This window comes from Actinomadura sp. HBU206391 (assembly GCF_014323665.1).
In the GTDB taxonomy this organism is placed as follows: domain Bacteria; phylum Actinomycetota; class Actinomycetes; order Streptosporangiales; family Streptosporangiaceae; genus Actinomadura_C.
The window spans coordinates 1-21,938 of the sequence record NZ_JABVEB010000097.1 but is presented as its reverse complement, the minus strand read 5'-3'; the positions used below and the strand labels follow the sequence as shown (position 1 = coordinate 21,938).

At 68.1% G+C, this 21,938-nt stretch carries 10 protein-coding genes and 2 pseudogenes; 6 read left to right on the top strand and 6 right to left on the bottom strand.

Annotated elements, in window-relative coordinates:
* Positions 1 to 331: pseudogene (locus tag HKK72_RS23930) on the bottom strand (nucleotide sugar dehydrogenase); the annotation flags it as partial.
* Positions 332 to 364: 33 nt separating this feature from the next.
* Positions 365 to 2,104, bottom strand: coding sequence for a glycosyltransferase family 4 protein (locus tag HKK72_RS23925; RefSeq protein WP_187236661.1), 1,740 nt, complete (start codon positions 2,102 to 2,104; stop codon positions 365 to 367).
* 71 nt (positions 2,105 to 2,175) lie between these two features.
* Between HKK72_RS23925 and HKK72_RS23920 the strand changes: the two genes are divergently transcribed.
* The 6 genes from HKK72_RS23920 to HKK72_RS23895 all read left to right on the top strand — a co-directional run bounded on the left by HKK72_RS23920 (position 2,176) and on the right by HKK72_RS23895 (position 19,024).
* Positions 2,176 to 3,765: a hypothetical protein gene (locus HKK72_RS23920; RefSeq protein WP_187236660.1), complete on the top strand. Its 1,590-nt coding sequence runs from the start codon at positions 2,176 to 2,178 to the stop codon at positions 3,763 to 3,765.
* The gene (locus HKK72_RS23915) at positions 3,762 to 5,987 is read left to right on the top strand and encodes a glycosyltransferase (RefSeq protein WP_187236659.1); all 2,226 of its coding nucleotides are present in this window, start codon (positions 3,762 to 3,764) and stop codon (positions 5,985 to 5,987) included. The genes HKK72_RS23920 and HKK72_RS23915 overlap by 4 nt, the downstream gene beginning before the upstream one ends.
* Before the next feature lie 179 nt (positions 5,988 to 6,166).
* A complete protein-coding gene (locus HKK72_RS23910) occupies positions 6,167 to 8,326 on the top strand; it encodes a glycosyltransferase (protein WP_187236658.1) in 2,160 nt (719 codons plus the stop codon).
* A gap of 306 nt (positions 8,327 to 8,632) precedes the next feature.
* Positions 8,633 to 12,013: a LamG-like jellyroll fold domain-containing protein gene (locus HKK72_RS23905; RefSeq protein WP_187236657.1), complete on the top strand. Its 3,381-nt coding sequence runs from the start codon at positions 8,633 to 8,635 to the stop codon at positions 12,011 to 12,013.
* Positions 12,007 to 12,702 (top strand): LamG domain-containing protein, encoded by a 696-nt coding sequence (locus HKK72_RS23900; protein ID WP_187236656.1) that lies wholly within the window; start codon positions 12,007 to 12,009, stop codon positions 12,700 to 12,702. Before HKK72_RS23905 ends, HKK72_RS23900 begins: the two co-directional genes overlap by 7 nt.
* 1,195 nt (positions 12,703 to 13,897) lie before the next feature.
* Complete coding sequence (locus tag HKK72_RS23895) at positions 13,898 to 19,024, top strand: RHS repeat-associated core domain-containing protein (RefSeq protein ID WP_410050335.1); 5,127 nt, start codon at positions 13,898 to 13,900, stop codon at positions 19,022 to 19,024.
* 520 nt (positions 19,025 to 19,544) lie between these two features.
* On the opposite strand, the pseudogene HKK72_RS41300 reads toward HKK72_RS23895, so the two are convergent.
* The 4 genes and pseudogenes from HKK72_RS41300 to HKK72_RS23875 all read right to left on the bottom strand — a co-directional run.
* Positions 19,545 to 20,716, bottom strand: a pseudogene (locus HKK72_RS41300) (transposase).
* Between the two features lie 139 nt (positions 20,717 to 20,855).
* On the bottom strand, positions 20,856 to 21,365 hold the full coding sequence (locus HKK72_RS23885; protein ID WP_187236654.1) for a transposase: 510 nt from the start codon (positions 21,363 to 21,365) through the stop codon (positions 20,856 to 20,858).
* Positions 21,366 to 21,367: 2 nt separating this feature from the next.
* Positions 21,368 to 21,553 carry a transposase gene (locus HKK72_RS42315; protein ID WP_187236653.1) on the bottom strand — a complete coding sequence of 62 codons (186 nt, stop codon included), beginning with the start codon at positions 21,551 to 21,553 and terminating at the stop codon, positions 21,368 to 21,370.
* A gap of 183 nt (positions 21,554 to 21,736) precedes the next feature.
* Positions 21,737 to 21,938 (bottom strand): IS3 family transposase (locus HKK72_RS23875; RefSeq protein ID WP_187236652.1); only part of this gene is annotated, 202 nt, incomplete at its 5' end.

Below are 21,938 nucleotides of genomic sequence, written 5' to 3'. Positions count from 1 at the left end.
GTCTGAGTCGCTCCGCCACCGCGCGGGTCGCCCCGATCACGGCCTTGAGGTCCGGGCCCTGGTCGGTCGTGAGCGGCGTCGGCACACAGATCACCGCGCATCGGGCACTGGAGATCACTGCCGGATCGGCGGTGGGGATGAAACCGGCCGACAGCATCGCGGTGAGATCGCCGTCCGAAACGTCGTCGACGTGCGACGTGCCTGCGGCGAGCCTGGTGACCACACCCTCGTCGCGGTCCAGGCCGCCGACCCGCAGGCCCGCCCGGCATGCCTCCCGGGCGAGGGGGAGCCCCACGTACCCCAGCCCGACCACGACCACATCAAGATCCACGAGGAACCCCCCGCTCTTCCGGGGTCGCGGCCGTCATGGCCGACCCAGATCCCCGTACGCCGCGCGCAGCGCTTCAGCCCCGACCCGCCAAGTCCGTTCCCGCTCGATCCATGACCGTGCGGTCTGTCCGAAATGATGCGCGTTGGGACTGTAGAGCATTTTTTCAAGGGCTTCGGCCAGAACATGCGGATCGCCGGGAAAAGTTAGCTGTCCTGTTATCCCCGGCTGCACGATCTCGCGCATCGGTTCGAGATCGCTGGCCACTACCGGCAACCCGGCGGCCATCGCCTCCACCGGTTTGAGCGGCGTCACGAGCCGGCAGACCCGCTCGTCCCGGCGCGGCACCGCGAAGACGTCGAGAACGGCGTGGTAGCGGCGTACCTCGGTGGGCGGCACCCGGCCGGGGAAGATCGCGACCTCGCCGAGGCCGAGATCCGCGGCGTGCCGCTCGAGCGCCGCCCGTTCGGGGCCGTCGCCGACGAGCAGCAACCGGACCGGCACCCCGCGGCGACGCAGTTCGGCGCCCGCTTCGAGCAGGGTGTCGAGCCCTTCGTAACCGTAGAAGCTCGTCGTCGTGCCGACGACCCGCTCATCGGGCGCGATGCCCAGCGCCGCCTTGAGCGGGGCGGCGTCCGGCAGCGGCAGCAGGAGCTCCTCGTCCACGGCGTTCGGGACGATGACGATCCGCTCCTCGCGGACGCCGCGCGCGACGATCTCGTCGCGCATCACCGTGCCGAGGGTGACGACCAGATCGGCCGCCCGCATGCAGCTCGTCTCCAGCTCGCGGCTGAGCCGGTAGAAATCGGAGCCGGCCGACCGCCGGGGATCGCGCGACAGCCATGACTCCTCGAGGAACCCGCGGACCTCGTAGACGACCGGCAGGCCGTACCGTTCCCGCAGGGCGAGCGCGACCTGCGCGTTGACGTGGTTGCTCGCCGCGTGCAGCACCGAGGGGCGGAGCCGCTCGACCAGCCGGGAGGCCGCCTCGACGTTGCGGTCGAGCAGGACGTCCGCGGTCGCAGGCTGCCGCCAGGGGACCAGCCGGTGATAGGGAACGCCCTCGACGGCGACGCGCGGACGCGCGTCGAGCGAGCCCTGCGCCACGGGGAAGCCGAGCCTGGTCACCACGTGCGGGTCCAGCCCCGCGCGGCGCTGCGCCAGCGCGATCTTGTGCGTCCGCACCGTGTATCCGGCGTTGGTGGTCGGCAGTGCGTTCGTCACGATGTGCAGCACGCGGCCGGGGACGCCCCCGGCCGGTGTCCCGGTGCCGGTGCCGGGCGCCGACCCCGGGCCGGGCGTCCGGGTCAGCACGTCCATCCGGCCGGTGAGGTCACGGCGCAGGCGGTTCGACGCGGCGGGCAGTTGCCCGTCGCCGAGCGATCGCAGAGCCGTCAGCGGCTCTCCCGCCTCCACCGCGAGAAGGGCGTCGAGGCGGCGGCGGCCGGTGTCGCCGGCGGGCAGTGCCGTGATCAGCTCCCCGGCCACATCCGGCCGTCCCGCGGCGAGGGCGAACGCGGCGAGGCGGCGCAGCCGTGCGGGCCGGCCCCGGCGGGCCGCCGCCGTCACCACGTCGAGAGCCTCGTCGTGCCGGCCGGCGTCCCAGAGCCCGTACGCTCTGGGCAGCGAGCCCGCGCGCAGTAGCATGCGGCGCACCCCCCGCCGTGCCGGCACCGGCAGGGCCCGCAGTCCCAGCAGAGGAGCGCGAGCCGGCTCGGCCCGCAGGTGCCGATACGCCACCCACGCTGCCAGCACGATTGCCTTGACCCACGACATAGGCCGCAAGTCAACCAGCTACGGAGAGCCGATGCTGTCGCCCGTCGCGCACGTGATGATGAGGTGGTCCGGTGAGTGACGACACCCGGGATCGGGCCGACGAGGAGCTCCAGCGGCTGCGCCGTACCGTGCGCAAGCAGGAGCGGGCGCTGCGCGACCGCGAGGCGCGGCTGCGTGAGGCACAGACCCGGCTCGCCGCGCTCGAGGGCTCGACGGCGCTGCAGGTGGGTCGGCGGCTCGCGGCGGCGGCCCGCAAACCGCGCCGCAACCTCGTCCGGCTGCCCGGTGACCTCTACCGGCTGGCGAAGGGCAGGGAACCGGGAACCGCCGTGCCCGAGGTGTCCCCGCCGCCGTCGATCGGCTGGCCGGTGCTCCGGGCCGAGGTCGGTCAGGACGAACGGCTGCTGTTCGGCGCCTCGGCACGGCCGCGCGACCGTCTGATCATCGCGGGTGTGCTCACCGCCGAGGCCCGCCAGGCGTTCTCGGCCGTCGCCGACGTGATCGGGTTCTCGCCCCACGACGCCGGGGTCGTGGTCGACGACGTCGACCCCGACCTGGTCATCGTCGAGGCGGCGGCGTGCACGGCAGGCGGCCCGTGGGCCTATCTGGGCGATCCCGCGGCGACCGACAAGCAGCGCAGCCTGAACGCCGTCTTCGACGCCGCGAGGGCCCGCGGCCGGCCCGTGGTGCTGTGGCGGAACGCCCGGTGTGCACCCGGCCTCGAGGCTCTGGCCTGGGACGCGATCGAGGACTGCGACCTCGGCGTCCCGCTCGACCGGTTCAACCCCCTCGCCGCTGACGGCGCGCGCGGAACGGACCCGGTCCACCTCGGCCCGCTCGACCCGAGGGCGCCGCTCGCCCGGCGCCGTCTCGTCGACCAGATCATCAAAGCCGTCGGTGCGCGGGTCGTGGAGTCGGCTGACGCGCCGCTGCGGCACGCCGTGGTCGTCGCCGACGACCCGGTGCGGGTGTTCGCCGCCCTCGCGTGCGGCGCCCGGGTGGTGAGCCCGCACGATGAACGGCTCGCGGAGGCGGTGGCCGGCCACGTCACGTTCGTCGCCGGCGTGGACGAGGCGGTCGCCGCGGTCGCCGCCGCCCGCGCCGCAGGCCCGCGGTCGGCCGGGGAGGTGCGCGGCGTTCTGCGGACGCTGTTCACCCGTCATGCGACGGCCGTACGGCTCGCCGGGCTCACCGCATGTCTCGGGCTGGACGCCGACCCGCTGCGCGACCGGCGGGTGTCGGTGCTCGCCGCACCGCCCGACGCCCGGCGGGCCGCGGCACTCGCCGACGAGCTTCTCACCCAGACCCACCGCCCGGCCGAGATCGTCCTGCCCAGCGCCGAGGCGGCGCTGCGTGAGGCGCTCGGGTCGCTGCCCGAGCACGGCGTCGAGGTCCGCGAAGGGCCGCCCACCGCCGCGTGGGCGGCCCCCTGGCCGGATCACCCTGTTCCGGACGCCTACCTTGCCGACCTGCTTTGCGCCGCCGAGTGCACGGGAGCCGACGCGGTCGGGCCGGGCGACGGCCCCGACTACACGTTCGTCCCGTCGGTGGAGCCGAGGCTCATGCGACCCGACCTGCTCGCGAGCGAGGTGCCGCCGGAGCGGTGGGCGGCCCGCGGCGCCCGGCTGCTCGCGCTCGGCCCGGCCCTCCCGGGCGCATGAACCCGGACCGGCCGAACCAGGCGAAGGGAGGTCACGTGCGCAGACGCGCGCTGGTCTACGGCGATGTCGACCTGAACCTCATCGACGGCTCGGCCATCTGGGCGCAGTCGATGGTCCAGGCGCTCAAGGGAGCCGGCTGCGACGTCACGCTCGTGCTCAAGGCGCCCGTGCGCACCGGGCGGCTCGTCGACCCGCTCACTGGGCTGTCGGGCGTGACCGTCCGGCGTCCGCACGACGAAGGGTTGGTCGACGGGGACGCGGGCATGAGCGTGCGTCAGGCGCACCAGGTGCTGCACCGGATCGACCAGGCGAAACCGCACGATCTCGTCGTCGTACGCGGACGGGCGCTGGCCTCGGCAATCTCGGGCGACGCCGCCTTCACCGGGCGGCTCTGGACGTATCTGACCGACGTTCCGCAGTCGCTCGCGGCTTTCTCGCCCGCCGCGGCGGGCGAGCTGGAGCGGATCGCGCGGGCGTCCAAGGTGCTGCTGTGCCAGACCGAGGAACTCCGGTGCTTCCTGGAGCAGGTCGTGCCCGCCGTCTGCGGGAAGTGCGTGTTGTTCCCGCCGGTGGTCGTCCTCCCACCGGAACTCGCCCGACGCGACCAGGACACGCGCGACCACAGCGCGCGTGGCACGGCCGGGCGGCCGTTGCGGCTCGTCTACACGGGCAAGTTCGCGTTGCGCTGGAACACCTTCGAGATGACCTGCCTGCCGCGGACGCTCGCGGACCGGGGCGTCCGCGCAGAGCTGCACATGGTCGGCGACAAGATCCACAGTGAGCGCGCGGACCCCGGTTTCGCCGACCGCATGCGCAAAGCGCTCGACGGCGCGCCCGGCGTGATCTGGCACGGCGGCCATCCCCGGGAGAAGGCGATGGCCATCGCCGCCGACTCCGACATCGGGCTCTCGTGGCGGCGACCGGAGATGGACGCCAGCCTCGAGCTGTCCACCAAGGTGCTGGAGTTCGGCGCGCTCGGGCTGCCGGTGCTGCTCAACCGCACGCCGATGCACGAGGCGCTGCTCGGTGTCGACTACCCGCTGTTCGCCCGTACCGAGGACGACGTCGCCGAGGGCCTGCGGCTCGCCGCCGAGGACCCCTCGGTCTACGCGCTGGCCGCACGGCGCTGCCGGGACGCCGCGGCGCGATTCACCCTGGAGCAGGCCGCCCACCGCCTGCGGGCCCACCTTCGCAGAGCCTTCCCGGAACCGGCCGAGGGGTCCGGCCGGCGGCCGTGCCGGGTGGTCGTCGCCGGGCACGACCTGAAGTTCTTCGGCCGGCTGCTCGAGCACCTCCGGGCCGTGCCGGGACTGGACGTACGCGTGGACCGGTGGTGGTCCCTGTCGGCCCACGACGAGGCGCGCAGCCGGGAGCTCGCGCAGTGGGCCGACGTGGTCGTCTGTGAGTGGTGCGGGCCCAATGCCCTCTGGTACGCACGACACAAGCGGCCGGGCCGGCGCCTCCTCGTGCGGCTGCACCGGTTCGAGCTCGCGGCCGGCTGGCCGCAGCGGCTCGACATCGGCGCGGTGGACCAGGTGATCTGCGTCAGCCCGCACTACGCCGAGCTGACCCGGCAGGCCACGGGATGGCCGGCCGGCAAGGTCACCGTGGTGCCCAACTGGGTGGACGTCGCTCAGCTGGACCGGCCCAAGCTCGAGGACGCGCGGTTCCACCTCGGCCTGCTCGGCGCCGCGCCCTCGCGCAAACGGCTCGACCTGGCCCTCGACGTCGTCGAGGAGCTCCGCCGCGACGATCCGCGCTTCACGCTGCTGGTGAAGGGCAGGCTGCCCTGGGAGTACTGGTGGGTCTGGAAGCGGCCTGAGGAGCGGGCCCACTACGAGGCGCTGTTCCGGCGCATCGCGCGGTCGCCGGTGCTGTCCACCGCTGTCGTCTTCGATCCCCATGGCCGGGACGTCGCGGCATGGCTCCGGCGTGTGGGCTTCGTGCTGTCGACCAGCGATGACGAGAGCTTCCATCTCGCCCCGGCCGAGGGCATGGCCTCCGGTGCGGTGCCGGCACTGTTGAACCGGCCGGGTGCGGACACCGTCTACGACCGGCGCTGGATTCACCCGGGCACCTCGGAGCTGGCCGGGAGCATCGCGAGCGTCGTCGCCGAGGGCCGCTGGGACGAGGAGCGAGCGCTCGGGCGCGAACAGGTCCGCGAGAGCCATGCGCTCGACCGGGTCTGCGCGGAGTGGGAGCGGCTGCTCCGGACACCGTGACACCGCGGCACCGTGACAGCGCGCGGTCGGTTAACGTACTGCTGCGACGCGCATGTCGACAGAAGTGTTATAAGGCGTATTTGGGACTTAGGTAAACTTGTCCGAAACTTCGGGCGTCCTGCTGGTGAAGGGCGAGGGTATCGCCCTTGTCCCGACTGACGAGGCGTTGGAGAACCCGCATGGTCAACGGCGATCGGACGTCCGGACCTCCCGAGGGAGAGGAACCGGACGCGGCCGGAGAGCCGCGGGACACCCAGGCGCGTGACGCCGCCTACGACGCCGTGACCAGGATGCTGCACGACGCCGAGAGCCGCCTGCGCGAGACGGAGAAGCGGCTGCGGGACGCCGAGGGCCGCCTCAGGTACCAGTCCTACAAGACCGACTACGTGAACTGGCAGCTCCAGTCCTCGCTCAGCCGGCGGTGGTGGCGGCTCGGCCAGGCGATGTGGCAGGTCAAGGAGCGGCCGGCGTACATCCTGCGGCTGCCCGCGAACCTGCTGCGCGCCACCCGTAAGGGCACCATGCCAACTCCGCCGCAGCGTCCGGGTGCGGCCAAGCCCGCCACGGCGGGCGCGCAGCGCGCCGGCTCCGAAGAGCGGCCCGCCGGCAGCCGTACGGCCATGCCGGCGATTCCGAGTGTTCCGCTGCCGGGCGGCCCGGTTACCCGACCCGACCTCACCGTGGCCGTGATCCTGGACCGGTTCTCCGCGATGGCGCTGCGGTACGAGTGGCGCCAGGTCGAGCCGGGCCCGGACGACTGGCGGGAGGTGCTCGAGCGGGAGCGCCCCGATCTGCTGTTCGTCGAATCCGCGTGGTTCGGCAACGACCGCCGGTGGGGCGGCCACGTCAGCGGGCCCGAGGGCCCCAGTGAGGCGCTCGCCGAGCTGGTCGCGTGGTGCCGCGAACAGGGCATCCCGTCGGTGTTCTGGAACAAGGAGGACCCGCCGAACTTCGACGTCTTCATCGAGACGGCGAAGCTGTTCGACCACGTGTTCACCACCTGCGGCGAGGTCGTCCCGCGCTACCACGAGATCCTCGGCCACGACCGCGTCGGGGTGCTGTCCTTCGCCGCGCAGCCGCGCATCCACAACCCGGTCAACGTGCCCGGCGGGCGGGCCCACGACGTCGCGTTCGCGGGAACCTACTTCGGCCACAAGCATCCGGCCCGCGCCGAGCAGATGCGCACCGTGCTCGAACCCGCGCGCGGATTCGGCCTGCACATCTTCAGCCGGATGCTCGAGGGCGCGAGCAAGTTCCAGTTCCCCGTGCAGTACACCCCGCATGTCGTGGGCACGCTCCCGTACGAGCAGATGCTCAGCGCCTACAAGGCCTACAAGGTCTTTCTCAACGTGAACTCGGTGCTCGACTCGCCCACGATGTGCGCGCGCCGCATCTTCGAACTCTCCGCCTGCCGCACCCCGGTACTGTCCGGCCATTCCCGGGCGATCGAGCGGTTCTTCCCCGGAACGGTGTCCATCACCCGGTCGCCGGAGGAGACGCAGACCATCCTGGCCGGCATGCTCGCCAACCCGGAACTGCGTGACCGGCAGGCGCACCTGGCGATGCGCGAGGTGTTCGCCAAGCACACCTTCGGGCACCGGGTCGACACGGTGCTGGAGACGATCGGGCTGCCGAGCCCACGTCCCGAGCCGTACGTCTCCGTCATCATGGCGACCAACCGGCCGGGCCAACTCGCCCACGCCATCGACCAGGTGGCCCGCCAGCGGTGGGGGCGGCTCCAGCTCGTCCTGGTGCTGCACGGTCTCGACCTCGACCCGCAGGTCGTACGCGACAAGGTCCTCGCCGAGGGGATCAACGACGTCGTGATCCTGACCGCCGACCGGTCGCTGCCGCTGGGAGAGTGCCTCAACCTGGCCGTCGACGCGGCCGACGGCGACCTGATCGCCAAGATGGACGACGACGACATCTACGGCGAGCGCTACCTGTCCGACCTGGTCCCGGCGTTCTCCTACACCGACGCCGACATCGTCGGGAAGCGCGCCTGTTACGTACAGCTGAAGGCGATCAACGCGACGCTGCTGAGCAAGCCGGAGGCCGAGCACCGCTACGGCAACCTGGTCAGGGGCGGCACGCTCGTCGTCAACGGAGACGTCCTGCGCCGGCTGCGCTTCGACCACGTGCCGCGCGGCTCCGACACCAGGCTGCTCCGCAAGGCCAAGGCCGAAGGAATTCGGATCTACTCCGCTGACCGCTTCAACTACGTCTACATCCGGAACGCGGACCCGAACGAGCACACCTTCCAGGTCAACGACGCCGAACTGCTCAAACAGGCCAGGGTCGAGTTCTACGGAGACCCCGAGCAGCACGTCTGCATCTGACCGGGGAATCCGCAATACGTCGCGGCCATTGATCGACGAGCGTGGATGGCCGACTGCGGACAACGCTTCCCGTTTCTCGTCAGCTATATGCGGATATGAATTATTGCTCGGGTTATCCGCAGATACGGCGAGTGAGTAGTCAGCGACGGTCAGGAAGAACCGGAAAGAAGCCTTGACGTGACGCAAAGCCCCGTGGAAGATGATTTCGATCATCCGATATGAGTTGAATAAGGCGTAGGTACCGCGCGTGCCGTACGTCCAACATGTCAGAAAGGGTTGGGCGTGCGCGTCTCTTGTGCCTTTGCGATGACGGCTGCCGTGGCGCTGGCGGCGATGGTTCTGCAGGTGCCGTCGGTAGCCGTGCCGAAGAATGCTCACGCGGAGGAGACGCCGCCCGCAGCGGGGACGGAGGCGCAGGCGTCGGCATTGGCGAAGAAAACGGGTAAGCCTGTTCCGGTCCCGTCGCAACAGACTGAAACCAGTGATGTCGTCGCCAACAGTGACGGAACCTTTACTCTGACCCAGCATTTGAGACCTATTCGAACCAGAAAGAATGGCGCCTGGGTCAAAATTGACACGACGCTCAAGCGCCGGCCTGGCGGGGCCATAGAGCCGGCCGCGTCCGCCGTTGGTCTCAAGTTCTCCGGTGACGGTCCTACGGTGACGATGACGCACGCGGGCCGGGAACTGTCGCTGTCATGGCCGGCGAAGCTGCCGGAGCCACGCCTCAACGGGAACGAAGCCACCTTCAGCGAAGTGATCCCCGGTGTGGACCTGATCCTCCGCGCTGACGTGGAGGGCTTCGCTCATCTGCTCAAGATCAAGAATCCAGAGGCCGCCAAGAATCCACGCTTGGCGCAGCTTCGGTTCAAGCTCAAGACCACCGGGCTGTCAGTGAAGGCTGACGCCTTCGGGTACCTGAAGGCCAGCGACACCGGAGCGGGTGGCACGGTGTTCGAGGCGCCGACGCCGATGATGTGGGACTCCGCCGTACCGGCGGACGACGCGGAGGCCAGGGCCGCATCGCCGGACGCGGTCGCGCAGGACCCGGTGGAGGGCCCTCCGCAGGGCGCGAAGACCGCTCCGGTGAAGGTCGACGTTGCCGGCGGCGAGTTCATCCTGCGGCCGGACCAGAGGCTGCTGGCGGCACCGGATACGAGGTTCCCGGTGTTCGTGGACCCCGTGTGGGAGACCAAGAAGGCGTCGGCGTGGGCGATGGTGTCGAGTGCGTTCCCGACGACGTCGTACTACAAGTTCAGTGGCACCGAGGGCGTGGGCTACTGCGACGTGTCGCTGGACGGCACGTGTGTCAGGACGGGACGGAAGCGGATCTTCTTCCGGATGCCGCTCAGCGGGGTGTCGGGCAAGTACGTCGAGTCGGTCGAGTTCGTCGCCTACGAGACCCACGCCTACAACTGCAGTAACGACACCTCCGTGCAGCTGTGGCACGCGAGCGCGTTTGGATCGGGATCGACCTGGAACACCACCACGGACAACTGGAAGCAGCACCTGACCTCCCGTGAGGTCTCCTACTGCTCGCACGCGCCGGTGGAGTTCGGCGGCACGAATCTCGCCTCGGTGGTCCGCAGCGCCGCCAGCCGCAGAGACTCGACCATCACCTTCGGGCTGAAGGCCTACGACGAGACCTCCATGGCGTGGTGGAAGCGGTTCGCTGACGACGCCTACCTCAAGGTCCTCTACAACAACCCGCCCAGGCAGCCCGACACCGACACGATGTACTCCTCACCGGGCACCCCGTGTGTCAACACACCGGACGCCAAGTGGGTCAACAACGAACCACGCCTGTTCGCCACGCTCAGTGACCCCGACACCGAGGACAAGAACAAGGTCCGGGGCCAGTTCTCCGTCGAGTGGACCGACGACGCGGGCGTCAAGAAGAACTGGACGTCCGCGCTGACTGCGGCGAAGGCCTCAGGCTCGAGATTCGACGTCCAGATACCTCCAGGCGCCATCCCGCAAAGACGTATCCTCAACTGGCAGGCCCGGGCCTCGGACGGCACTCAATGGAGCCCGTGGAGCTGGGCCGGCGCGCAGACCGCCTGCTACTTCTACTTCGACGAGACCGTCCCCCAGCCCCCGGGCGTCGTATCGGCGAGCTACCCGGCCGACGACGCATGGCATGACGGAGTCGGCACGCCCGGGAACTTCACCGTCGACGACCCGGGAAACAGCGCCGCCCGCTACGAGATCCGGCTCAACGACCAACCACTGATCAGCAAGGACACCACCAACGGCGCACCCGTGACCGTGGCGCTGGCCCCGACCCGCTCCGGTCCCAACTACCTCACCGTGCAATCGGTCAACAACGCCGGAACCTTCAGCGCGGCCAGCACCTATGAGTTCCTGGCCAATGTGGGGACGTCACCCCGTGCGCACTGGAAACTGGACGAATCAGCCGGCGTGAACACGACCGACGGCCGTGACGCACAGGACGTACCTGCCGTCCTCCACGGGTCGGCGACCTTGGGTGCGGCCGGAATCGATGGCACCGCGTTGTCGCTGACGACATGGGGAGATTACGCGGCCACGAGTGGGCCGGTGGTGCGCACGGACAAGAGTTTTTCGGTCAGTGCGTGGGTGAAGCTCGATGACAAGTCGCTTACGAGGGCAGTGGTGTCTCAGGACGGCACGTATGCGCCTGGGTTCGTTCTGCTCTATTCGAGTGTTCAGGACAAGTGGACGTTTTCGCGTTGGACGGCGGCGGACAGTTCGGGCAGTAGCCAGTCGGCCGTTTCGGCTCGTGTGGCGACGGTCGGTGAGTGGACGCATCTGGTGGGTGTCTATGATGCGGCGTCCAGGCAGGGGCAGATTTTCGTGAATGGGGAGCCTGGCAGTTCGTTCTCCTATGCCGGTACGGATTGGAGTGCGACCGGCCCGTTCACCATCGGTCGTTCGATGAACCAGGGGACACAGGGCAGACACTGGGACGGCCAGATCGACGACGTCCGCGTCTTCGAACATCAAGTCTCCGCTGCCGAGGCCATGAGCCTGTACACGCGCAAGCCGACCGAGGTTCGGCCGGCGTCCCTGGCATGGAGCCTCGATGAGGCCGCGCAATCCTCCGAGGTGGTCGGGAAGGCGGAGCGTTTCTCGGCGGGCCTGCACGGGTCGGCGACCTTGGGTGCGGCCGGAATCGATGGCACCGCGTTGTCGCTGACGACATGGGGAGATTACGCGGCCACGAGTGGGCCGGTGGTGCGCACGGACAAGAGTTTTTCGGTCAGTGCGTGGGTGAAGCTCGATGACAAGTCGCTTACGAGGGCAGTGGTGTCTCAGGACGGCACGTATGCGCCTGGGTTCGTTCTGCTCTATTCGAGTGTTCAGGACAAGTGGACGTTTTCGCGTTGGACGGCGGCGGACAGTTCGGGCAGTAGCCAGTCGGCCGTTTCGGCTCGTGTGGCGACGGTCGGTGAGTGGACGCATCTGGTGGGTGTCTATGATGCGGCGTCCAGGCAGGGGCAGATTTTCGTGAATGGGGAGCCTGGCAGTTCGTTCTCCTATGCCGGTACGGATTGGAGTGCGACCGGCCCGTTCACCATCGGTCGTTCGATGAACCAGGGACACAGGGCAGACACTGGGACGGCCAGATCGACGACGTCCGCGTCTTTGACCGGGTCGTCTACACCCAGGAGGCCAAAGAGCTCTACAACCAGCGGCCGGTGTTGAAGGGCCGTTGGAAGTTCAACACCGATGGGGCCGATGATTCGGGCAACGGCCGCACGATGACGTTCGCGGGTGCCGCCCACGTCGACCCGAACGCCGGTTTCTACTGGGGGGTTTCGCCAGGGGGTCTGGCGTTGAACGGGCCAGGTGAGTACGCCCAGACCGCTGGCCCGGTGGTGGCGGGTGACCAGAGTTTCACGGTGTCTGCGTGGGTGTTGGCGGCCAGCCGGCCGACGGCTACCGCGACGGTGCTGTCGCAGGCCGGTGTGAACACCGACCGGTTCGCGTTGCGCTATGTCCCGGCTGCGGACGACCCGGAGAACCAGGGGTCCTACGAGGTCGTGCTGGCCGATACCGACACAGCCGGCTCAAGACGCTCCACCGCGACTCACTCAGGGTTCACCGACGGCGGCTGGGATCACCTGGCGCTGGTATACGACGCTTCCAGAGACGCGATGAGCCTTTACGTCAACGGCCGGCTGGAAGAGAACGAGAGCAACGTCTCCGAAGAAAGCCAGGTCCTGGGTTTCAACGCCGCGAACGGTGGTCTGCAGGTGGGCCGGTCCAAACTCGGCGGTCACTCCTGGCCCGGCCTGATCGATGACGTGTGGGCCTACCAGGGCGCACTGAGCGAAGAGCAGATCAATATTCTCGCCGCCCCGCGTGAGCTGGAAACAGAGGACGGCCCCTGACCGCCATGTCCGGGCCGACGATGCCGCGCCCGGTCCCCGAGACCCCTTTCTGTGATCTCCGCCTCGGCCGCATGCGCCTGGTCGCTCGTATCATCCGGAGGATGTCGTGAAGGTGAGCCGTTCGCGGGCAGCGCTGACACTCGGGCGTATGCGTCGTCCGATCGCCGCGGGCATGGTCGTGGTGCTCGCTGTGGGGCTGTTGACGGCGGCGCCCGCGCAGGCCGATCCGTCGGCGGGTCGTCCGGCTGTACTCGATGAAGAGCGGATCGTCGACGGGAGGCGAGTGGCGGCGAAACCGCGCAAACCTGACCCGGCGCCGAAGGGCCCGGCGGCCAAGACCGCCTGGCCGGGCGCCGGCATCGCCAAGGTGGCGGTCTCCGCGAAGACTCCCGCACGGGCCGGGAACCTGCCGATCTGGGTCATGCCCCCGGCCGGGCGAGCGGGGAACGCAGCCGGCGCGGTTAACGTGCGGATGCTGGACCGTACGGCCGCACGCAAAGCCGGTGTGGACGGCGTCGTCCTTACGATGTCCCGGTCCGACAAGGTCACCACGGCGGGCCGGGTCGGGGTGCGGCTGGACTATTCGGGCTTCGCGCAGGCCTTCGGGGGATCGTACGGGTCGCGGCTGAGGCTGGTGCGGTTGCCGGGGTGTGCGCTCACGGCGCCGCAGAAGGCCGAATGCCGGAAGGGCACCCCGGTCGCAACCGACAACGACGCGGTGGCCAAGACGTTGACCGCCGACGTCGAGGCCGCGCCCGCCGCGAGTCTGGAGCCGACGGTGCTGGCAACGGCCGCGGCGGGATCGGGGTCGCAGGGGGACTACAAGGCGACCTCGCTGTCGGCCTCGGCGACGTGGAACGCAGGCGGCAACTCCGGTGATTTCACCTGGTCGTATCCGATGCGCGTCCCTCCGGTGCCCGGCGGGCTGACTCCGAGCGTGGGGATCTCCTACTCTTCGGGCAGTGTGGACGGCCGTACCGGAAACGCCAACAGCCAGCCCTCATGGGTCGGGGAGGGCTTCGACCTGTGGCCCGGCTACATCGAGCGCGTCTACAAGTCCTGCGAGGACGATGGGGCACCTAAGGATGAGTGGGGGAACTCGCCCGGTGACCAGTGCTGGGGTTATGACAACGCGACCCTGACCTGGAACGGCAAGGGCGGGGAACTCGTCCCGGCGGGCGCCGGCAAGTGGCGGATGAAGGACGACGACGGCACCCGCATCGAGAAGCTCACTGACGCGGCCGTGGCCAATGGTGACAACGACAACGAGTACTGGAAGGTCACTACGACTGACGGCACCCAGTACTACTTCGGCAATAACAAGGGCAACGGCAGCCCGGAGACGAAGTCCACGTGGACGACTCCGGTGTTCGGTGACGACAACGACGAGCCGTGTAACGGTTCGACGTTCGCGACCTCGTGGTGTCAGCAGGCGTGGCGATGGAACCTGGACTACGTCGTCGACCCCAACGGCAACGCGATCACCTACACCTATGTGCCGGAGACCAACTACTACGGCCGCAACCTCAAGCCCGAGGACGAGACCCCGTACGAGCGGGGCGGATATCTGAAGGAGATCTCCTACGGGCTCCGCGAGGGCAATCTGACCGCCAAGGCGCCCGCGAAGGTCGTCTTCGACACGTCCGAGCGGTGCATCCGCGACACCCCGTCCGACTGCGATCCGAGCAACATCGCCACTCACCCCGACTACTGGTGGGACGTGCCGTGGGACATGAACTGCAACTCCGGTCAGGAGTGCAAGGAGACCCATGGAGCCTCGTCGCCGACCTTCTGGTCACGTAAGCGGCTGACCAAGGTCACCACACAGGTCATCAAGGCCGACTCGAGCGGTCACCGGAACGTGGACTCCTGGTCGATGGAGCACACCTGGCGCTTGGCCGATGTCGACCGCGATCTGGTGCTCGACTCCATCCAGCACACCGGTCATGCCGGAACCGCGGCGGTGTCGCTCCCCAAGGTGACGTTCCTCCCCGTGCAGATGCCCAACCGGCTGGACAGGACCGGCGACGACATCCTGCCCTACATCCGCTACCGCGTCGGGACCATCTACGACGAGTCCGGCGGGCAGATCGACATCAACTACTCCGACGCCGGGTGCAGCCTCGACGATCTCCCCACACCCCAGTCCAACACCCAGCGGTGTTTTCCGGTTAGGTGGCAGCCGCCGGGCCGAGACGATCCGATCACCGACTGGTTCCACAAGTACGTGGTCGATTCGGTCGTGGAGACGGATCGCACCGGGCTCGCTCCGGATATGAACACCCGGTACGAGTACCTGGGCGGGGCGGCCTGGCACTTCGACGATGATGACGGGTTGACGAAGGAGAAGAACAAGACCTGGTCGCAGTGGCGTGGCTACGGGCACGTACGCGTCAAGACCGGCGACTACAACAACTCGTCCACGCAGGAGGACACGTTCTATTTGCGCGGTATGGACGGTGACCGGCTCAATGCCGACGGCGGTGAGAAGGACGTCAACGTCTCCGACGGCGAAGGGGGCAGCCCACACCCCGATCACGAGTCGTTGAGCGGGTTCACCCTGAAGACTGTCAGCTACGACGGGGTCGACGGCGCCGTGCTCGCTAAGACGGTCAACTCCCCCTGGCACCATCAGACCGCCTCCCGTACCCGCTCCTGGGGGACGGTGACCGCGAACCTGACCGGTGTGGCGAGCAGCCGTACGTGGACCGCATTGGACGGTGGCGCCTGGCGGCAGACCCGCGTCAACAGCTCCTACGACACCACCACGGGCCGTCCGAACTGGGTCGACGATCTCGGGGACACCAGCACCCCAGAGGACGACCAGTGCACGCGCACGACCTACGCCGACGACGCCACCGGGTGGATGCTCGACTTCCCCTCCCAGGAAGAGACGGTGTCGGTGACCTGCGCGGACACCACGCCCGACCGCGAGACCCGCATGGTCTCCGACGTCCGGACCTTCTACGATGCTGGCGGCTTCGGCGCGGCTCCGACCAAGGGAGACGTGACCAGGCTCGAGAAGATCTCCTCCCACAACGGGAGCTCCGCCACGTACGTCGCGGCCGAGCGCATGACCTATGACGGCTACGGCCGGTCGCTGACCGCCACCGACGCCGCGAACAACACGACCACGACCGCCTACACCGACACCGCGGGGCTTAACACGAAGGTGACGGTCACCTCACCACAGGTCACGCCTGGTGTCGCGTCGAGCGCCCATGTCACGAGCGAGGAGCTCGATCCGGCCTGGGGCCTCCCGATACGGAAGACAGGCCCTGCATCGACCACCAAGTTCACCGACCTGACGTATGACTCGCTCGGACGGCTGTTCAAGGTATGGCTGCCCGACCGGCCCAAGGCCAGTAACCCCACGTACGCGAGCCTGGAGTTCGGCTACCGGGTCGTCGACGGTCAGATCGTCGCCATCACGACCAAGACGCTGACCGCCACCGGCGGCTATCGCGAGGGCATCGAGTTGTTCGACGGATGGCTGCGCTCCCGCCAGACGCAGTCGCCGGGGCCGGACGGCCGGCTGATCGCCGACACGTTCTACGACGACCGCGGTCAGGTCGCGAAGAAGTACCTGGCGTATACGGCCGCAGGTGCGCCGGAGACCGCGCTGTTCGGGGTCGGCACACCGGGCAACGTGGAGACTCAGACCGTCTACACCTACGACGGTGTCGGGCGGGTCACCACCGAGCGGCTGATGGCCGGCAACAACGACATGCAGGAGAAGTGGCGGACGACCACGACGTACGGCGGGGACCGCGCCAGCGTCGATCCGCCTGTGGGCGGCACTCCCACGACGACGATCACCGATGCGCGTGGTCAGACGGTCGAGCTGCGGCAGTACAAGGGTGCCGCACCGTCAGGGGAGTACGACGCGACGAAGTACACGCACACGTCGGCGGGTCAGCTGGCCTCGGTGACCGACCCGGCGGGGAATGAGTGGACCTATACCTACGACCTGCGTGGCCGTAAGACCGAGACCACCGACCCGGACAAGGGCACCACCACCTTCGGTTACGACGACCTCGACCGGCTCGTCTCCACCGACGACGCCCGGACGACGAAGGACAAGGTCTTCACCTCCTACGACGTGCTCGGCCGCAAGAAGGAGAGCAGGGAGGGTGCGGCGACCGGGCCCCTGCTGGCCTCCTGGACGTACGACTCGGTTCGCAAGGGGTCCCTGACCTCGTCGACGCGGTATGTCGGCTCGAGTGAGTACACCTCGAAGGTCAACCTCTATGACGATCTGGGGCGGGCGAAGGTCAGTGCGGTGTCCATCCCGGCGGCGGAGGGGGCGCTGCAGGGGAACTATGTCTTCTCCACCGTGTACAACCTGGACGGCACCGTGCAGTCCACGGGTCATCCGGCGGCCGGTGGGCTGAAGAGCGAAGGGCTCGTCCGGACCTACGACGACTATCTACGGCCGGCCAAGCTCTTCAGCGAGCACGACACGTATGTGAACCTCAGCGAGTACTCACCGACCGGGAAGCCATGGCTGTACGAGCTGGGCAACACGGCCGGCAAGCGGGCCTGGCAGCGGTTCACCTGGGAATACGGCACCCAGCGGCTGGCGACGTCTCGTACGAACCGGGAGAACATCACCGGCGCCGACCGCAACGCCACCTACGACTACGACGACGCCGGCAACATCCTGTCGGCCTCCGATGCGTCTCGGACCGGGACGGATACGCAGTGTTTCGGTTACGACCATCTGCGGCGGCTGGCCGAGGCGTGGACCGAGAGCGATACCGACTGCTCCACGACGCCCTCGACGAGTGTCGTCGGCGGTCCGGCACCGTACTGGCAGTCGTTCACCTATGACGCCACCGGTAACCGCACCAAGGAGGTCCAGCACGGTGCCGGCGCGGTCGCGGACACCGTGCGCACCCACTCCTACGCCCAGCCGGGGCAGGGCAACAAGCTGACGGGGATCACTCAGACCGGCGCAGCCGGAGACCGTACTGACTCGTTCTTTTATAACGAGACCGGCAATACGACCAGGAGGGTCGTCGGCGACACCACCCAGACGATGGACTGGGATGCCGAAGGTGAATTGACCAAGGTCACCGATGCTGCCAAGGGCACCACCTCGTTCGTCTACGACGCCGACGGCAATCGGCTGATCCGCAAGGACCCGGGCGGGGCGACGCTGTACTTGCCCGGTATGGAGCTGCGCCTGGACAATGGCGCGACGGCGTCGAAGGGCACCCGTTACTACACCTACGGCGGCCAGACCGTCGCCATGCGCACCAGCGCCGGCGTGCAGTACCTATCCGGTGATCATCAGGGCACCTCGCAGCTCGCGATCAACGCGGCCGACCAGGCGGTCACGCAGCGCCGGTTCACCCCCTTCGGCGCCGAACGTGGTCAGGCGGCTGGCGCGTGGCCGGGTGAGAAGGGCTTCGTCGGCGGCACCATCGACGCCTCCACCGGCCTCACCCACCTCGGAGCCCGCGAATACGATCCCAACATCGGCCGGTTCATCTCGGTGGATCCGCTGTTCGATCTGGGTGACCCGCAGAGCTGGAACGGTTACGCCTACGCGGACAACAGCCCCGTCACCAACAGTGATCCGGACGGGCTGATGTGCCGTTATATCAGCGGTGTAAAAGAGTGCTCTTACCCTCCGAATCACACGGGTGATCGTGAACCCAGCACCGGTGAGCGCAATCCCGGAGGTGATCGTACCAGGACAGGCGACAATGATACCGCCACGAGCCCCTCACCATCTCCTGGCGGCTGCTCTTCGGCCATGGCATACATGTCACGTGGTTGCAATGGAGGTGCACCCTCGATCTTCGATATACCACCGCGCTACATGCCGAGCTCACCTCCTCCTCCACCAGTCGACTTCAGTTGGTCGGACATCTGGCGTGACGGTGTAATTATTATAGGGTTGGGAATATGCACGGTCGCTTCTGCTGGTACATGTGCCGGAGCTGGTGTCGTCATCGCCGTAATCTTCTATGCGGCAGACGTAGCTAAGAGTAAGGATCCAAAAAAGGATTGGAGGGGAAAACCTCTCCGTGACCTAGGAATCAACGTGGCAACTTCTGCAGGGGGCGGTTATCTTGGGAAGGTGCTCACCAAAGGTCCTCTGAGTCTTAAGAAAGGTTGGTTCGCCCCCTCTGTTTCGCGTAAATGGCCAGAAGATGATTGGATCTATGCCAGGAGAAAGCCTGTAAATTGGCGCGAAACGTCACATAACCTCACGGTCAACTCGGTTATTAATGAAGCGGGGTGTACTGCCTCTGCCACGGCCTCGGGTGGGGAATGCTTGATTAATGAGCAGTTCTCGAGGCCCCGGTAGGGTACGAGGTGAAGCCGCGACGTAGCCGTGGACCCTGTGTGCGTCACGAACGTCGACATGCAGGATCCTGGCGATGGGCTCGCGGCCTCGGCGCCGAGACGGCGAGCCAATCACGCCCGCGGCCACCATGGCGAGCTTGCTCAAGCTCCACGTATTGAAGGGCAATCTCAGATCACGGGGGTGGCGCCGGGCGATCAGGCAAATCTGACGGCGGAGCGCCTTAGCTTGATCTTTAAGCTGCCTGTTCGAGGCGGGTGGTGAGGGTTTTCTCGCGTTTGATGGTTTTGCTGGCGTCATGTTGGGGGTGTGGGCCGTTGGTTCTTGGATCCGGGCGGTGTGCCGGGGCCGGGTTTGGCGGGTTTCGGTGCGCTGGCCGGGCAGTTGATGGTCGCGCGGATGTTCCGGAAGCCCCGCCGGACGCGGGCAGGGGTGAGTGGGCCTGGTGCGGCAGGTTGTTCCCAGGGCCGCCGGAGGTCTTCGGCGAGTCGGCGGGCGAGCCCTAGTTGGGTGTGGTCGGTGATCACGAGCCAGGTCCACCGGTCGGCGGCCTGGGGGGTGCGGATCTTCGGGGTGGTCCAGGCGAGGGTCTGTTTGAACAGGCGGAAGGTGTGTTCGAGGTCGAAGCGGCGTAGGAACGCCTGCCAGAGCCGGTCGAGTTGAGCCGGGCTGAGGCTGGTGGCCGGGGATCACGACCAGACCGGTTTGGGTGCCGGTCGCCGGGCAGGTGCTCGACCTGCAGGCGGATCGGCGTCCCTTCGATGATGGGCAGCGGGCCGGCGTGCTCGAGCCAGGCGGCGCGGTGGGTCGGACGTGGGTGGAGCCGGTCTGAGGACATCGTGGTCGCGGTGCCGTAGTGGGTGGTTGGGGTGGTCGTGGTGTGGTGCGGGTCGGGCCAGGTGGCGGGGTTGCCCAGCGCGAACTCGCCGCCGTGCTTGGGCGGCCGGCCGATGAAGTGGGGATCGCGTGGTGGTGCGGGCAGCCGCAGCACCCGGTCGGAGCGGATCCGGCCCAGCAGTTCCACCGGCAGGTCGGCGAGCAGGAACGCCGGTCGGGTGACGTCGTATCCGGCGTCGGGGGCGATCAAGATGTCGGGGTCTGCCGGTGTGTGCTGACCGGCCTGCAGGAGGCGTTCGATGACCTGGCGGAGCTGGGCGGCGGTGAGGGCGGTGGTGTCGTCGGCCGGGCCGAGCCGGACCGCGTCCAGCACCGCCGTCCACGATGTACGGGCGGTCTCCGACGCGGCCACGAACGAATACGGCCGGCCCGGGATGAACTGAGACTGAGTCTGGCCCGCTCGTAGACGTGGCAGAACAGGCGCTCGGCCGACGTCTCAGCGTCCGGGCGCAGCCACGGGAACACATCCACCGCAAGTACGATCCGTCCATCGGCGGCCCGCGGTAGCGGCAGCGCCGACAGCGCCCACCGCAACCTGGCCACGTCCAAGCGGCCCTGATTCAACCCCTCATACAACGCGCCGTGACCACGCCGATGCTCCGGCGTCAGCGTCAGGTCGACCAGCGATCTGACCGCTCCATCCGCGCACGGCAACGCGTCGGTGAGCTCGAACAGCGCATCCGCCCGGGCGGTCAGGCAGTCATAGAACTCGGTCCGGAACCGGGACAACACGGGCAGGGACTCGACGCGAGCGGCGTCATCCAGCAAACTCACCCTCACGGCCTTGGGCTTGATCATCAGCGTCTCGACAGCGCACATGATCAACCCAAGGCCGTTCTGCTGTCCGCCGAACACCAAAACCCTCGGCCAGCTCAACAAGCCAACCGAGGGCGCAGGGTTAAAGAACAAGCTTAGTGCGAGTTTGAGAAGGATCTTGTTATTGGTACTCGAGGGGGCGTGGGCCTTGGCGGGTGGCAGGGCGTCCGCCGCGGGCAAGGCGACGGGTCATGAGGCCGACGGCGGCCCAGCGGATCATGGCTTCGCTGGTGGCCGGGTGGCGTTCGTAGTCGCGTGCGAGCCTGCGGTGGGCGGTGAGCCATGCCAGAGTCCGCTCGACCGCCCATCGGCGGGGCAGCACAGCGAATCCCTTCTGGTCTGCGGGTTTACGCACGACGCTGACGGTGGTGCGCAGGGTGTTGGTGGCCCAGCCCAGCAGCCGCCCGGCGAAGCCGACGTCGGCGAACACAAACCGGCACCTCGGCGAGGTGAGGTAAAGGCCCAGCAGCGCGCCCTTGGCGCCGTCGCGGTCTTGGACGCTCGCTGCGCACCCCGTCACCGTGATGAGCAGGCCGAGCGTGTCGGTGACATTGAACCTCTTGCGCCCGGCCACCTTCTTGCCCGCGTCATACCCCCGCGAGTCGCGGCCGACGGTGTCGGCGGCCTTCACCTCTAGGAATCGATGATCCCCGCCCTCGGCTCGCCATCACGGCCCTCGACCTGGCGGACCTGCTGCCGCAAAGCGTCCAGCATCCGCAGCGTGACCCGCTGCTTCTCCCACCGCACGAAGTACCAGTACACCGTCTGCCACGGCGGGAAATCCGCAGGCAACTGCCGCCACGCACAGCCCGTGCGCACCTGTCGCGCCTCTCGAAATCGGGGCGAAGGCCATGGAAGCGGTGTAGAGCCTGGATGTGCAGCCGTGAAGGACTCCCCGGCGTATGGGGCGCGGAACGCATCGAGAGTGGCGGCGGGAACTGGGGAGGCCCTCCCCGGCCCGGCAACCTGCGTGGACGCCAACCGCTTTCGTAGACAGTTGAATTATGCTGCTAGGGCCATTCTGTTGTCAAATCCGAGTTCGTATTCGGACGGCGTGAGATAACCGATCGACTTCTGGATGCGGCGTCTGTTGTAGTACACCTCGATGTATTCGAAGACTGCGCGCTTCACTTGCTGGAGACCGGTCCAAACACGCAGGTTGATGAGCTCCTTCTTGAAGGTTGCGTTCCACGATTCCGCAGCG

Bases quoted from the DNA above. Each gene is read 5' to 3' on its own strand.
- HKK72_RS23925 (WP_187236661.1), bottom strand. From the start codon at position 2,104: ATGTCGTGGGTCAAGGCAATCGTGCTGGCAGCGTGGGTGGCGTATCGG.
- HKK72_RS23915 (WP_187236659.1), top strand. From the start codon at position 3,762: ATGAACCCGGACCGGCCGAACCAGGCGAAGGGAGGTCACGTGCGCAGA.
- HKK72_RS23910 (WP_187236658.1), top strand. From the start codon at position 6,167: ATGGTCAACGGCGATCGGACGTCCGGACCTCCCGAGGGAGAGGAACCG.
- HKK72_RS23905 (WP_187236657.1), top strand. From the start codon at position 8,633: ATGACGGCTGCCGTGGCGCTGGCGGCGATGGTTCTGCAGGTGCCGTCG.
- HKK72_RS23895 (WP_410050335.1), top strand. From the start codon at position 13,898: ATGAAGGACGACGACGGCACCCGCATCGAGAAGCTCACTGACGCGGCC.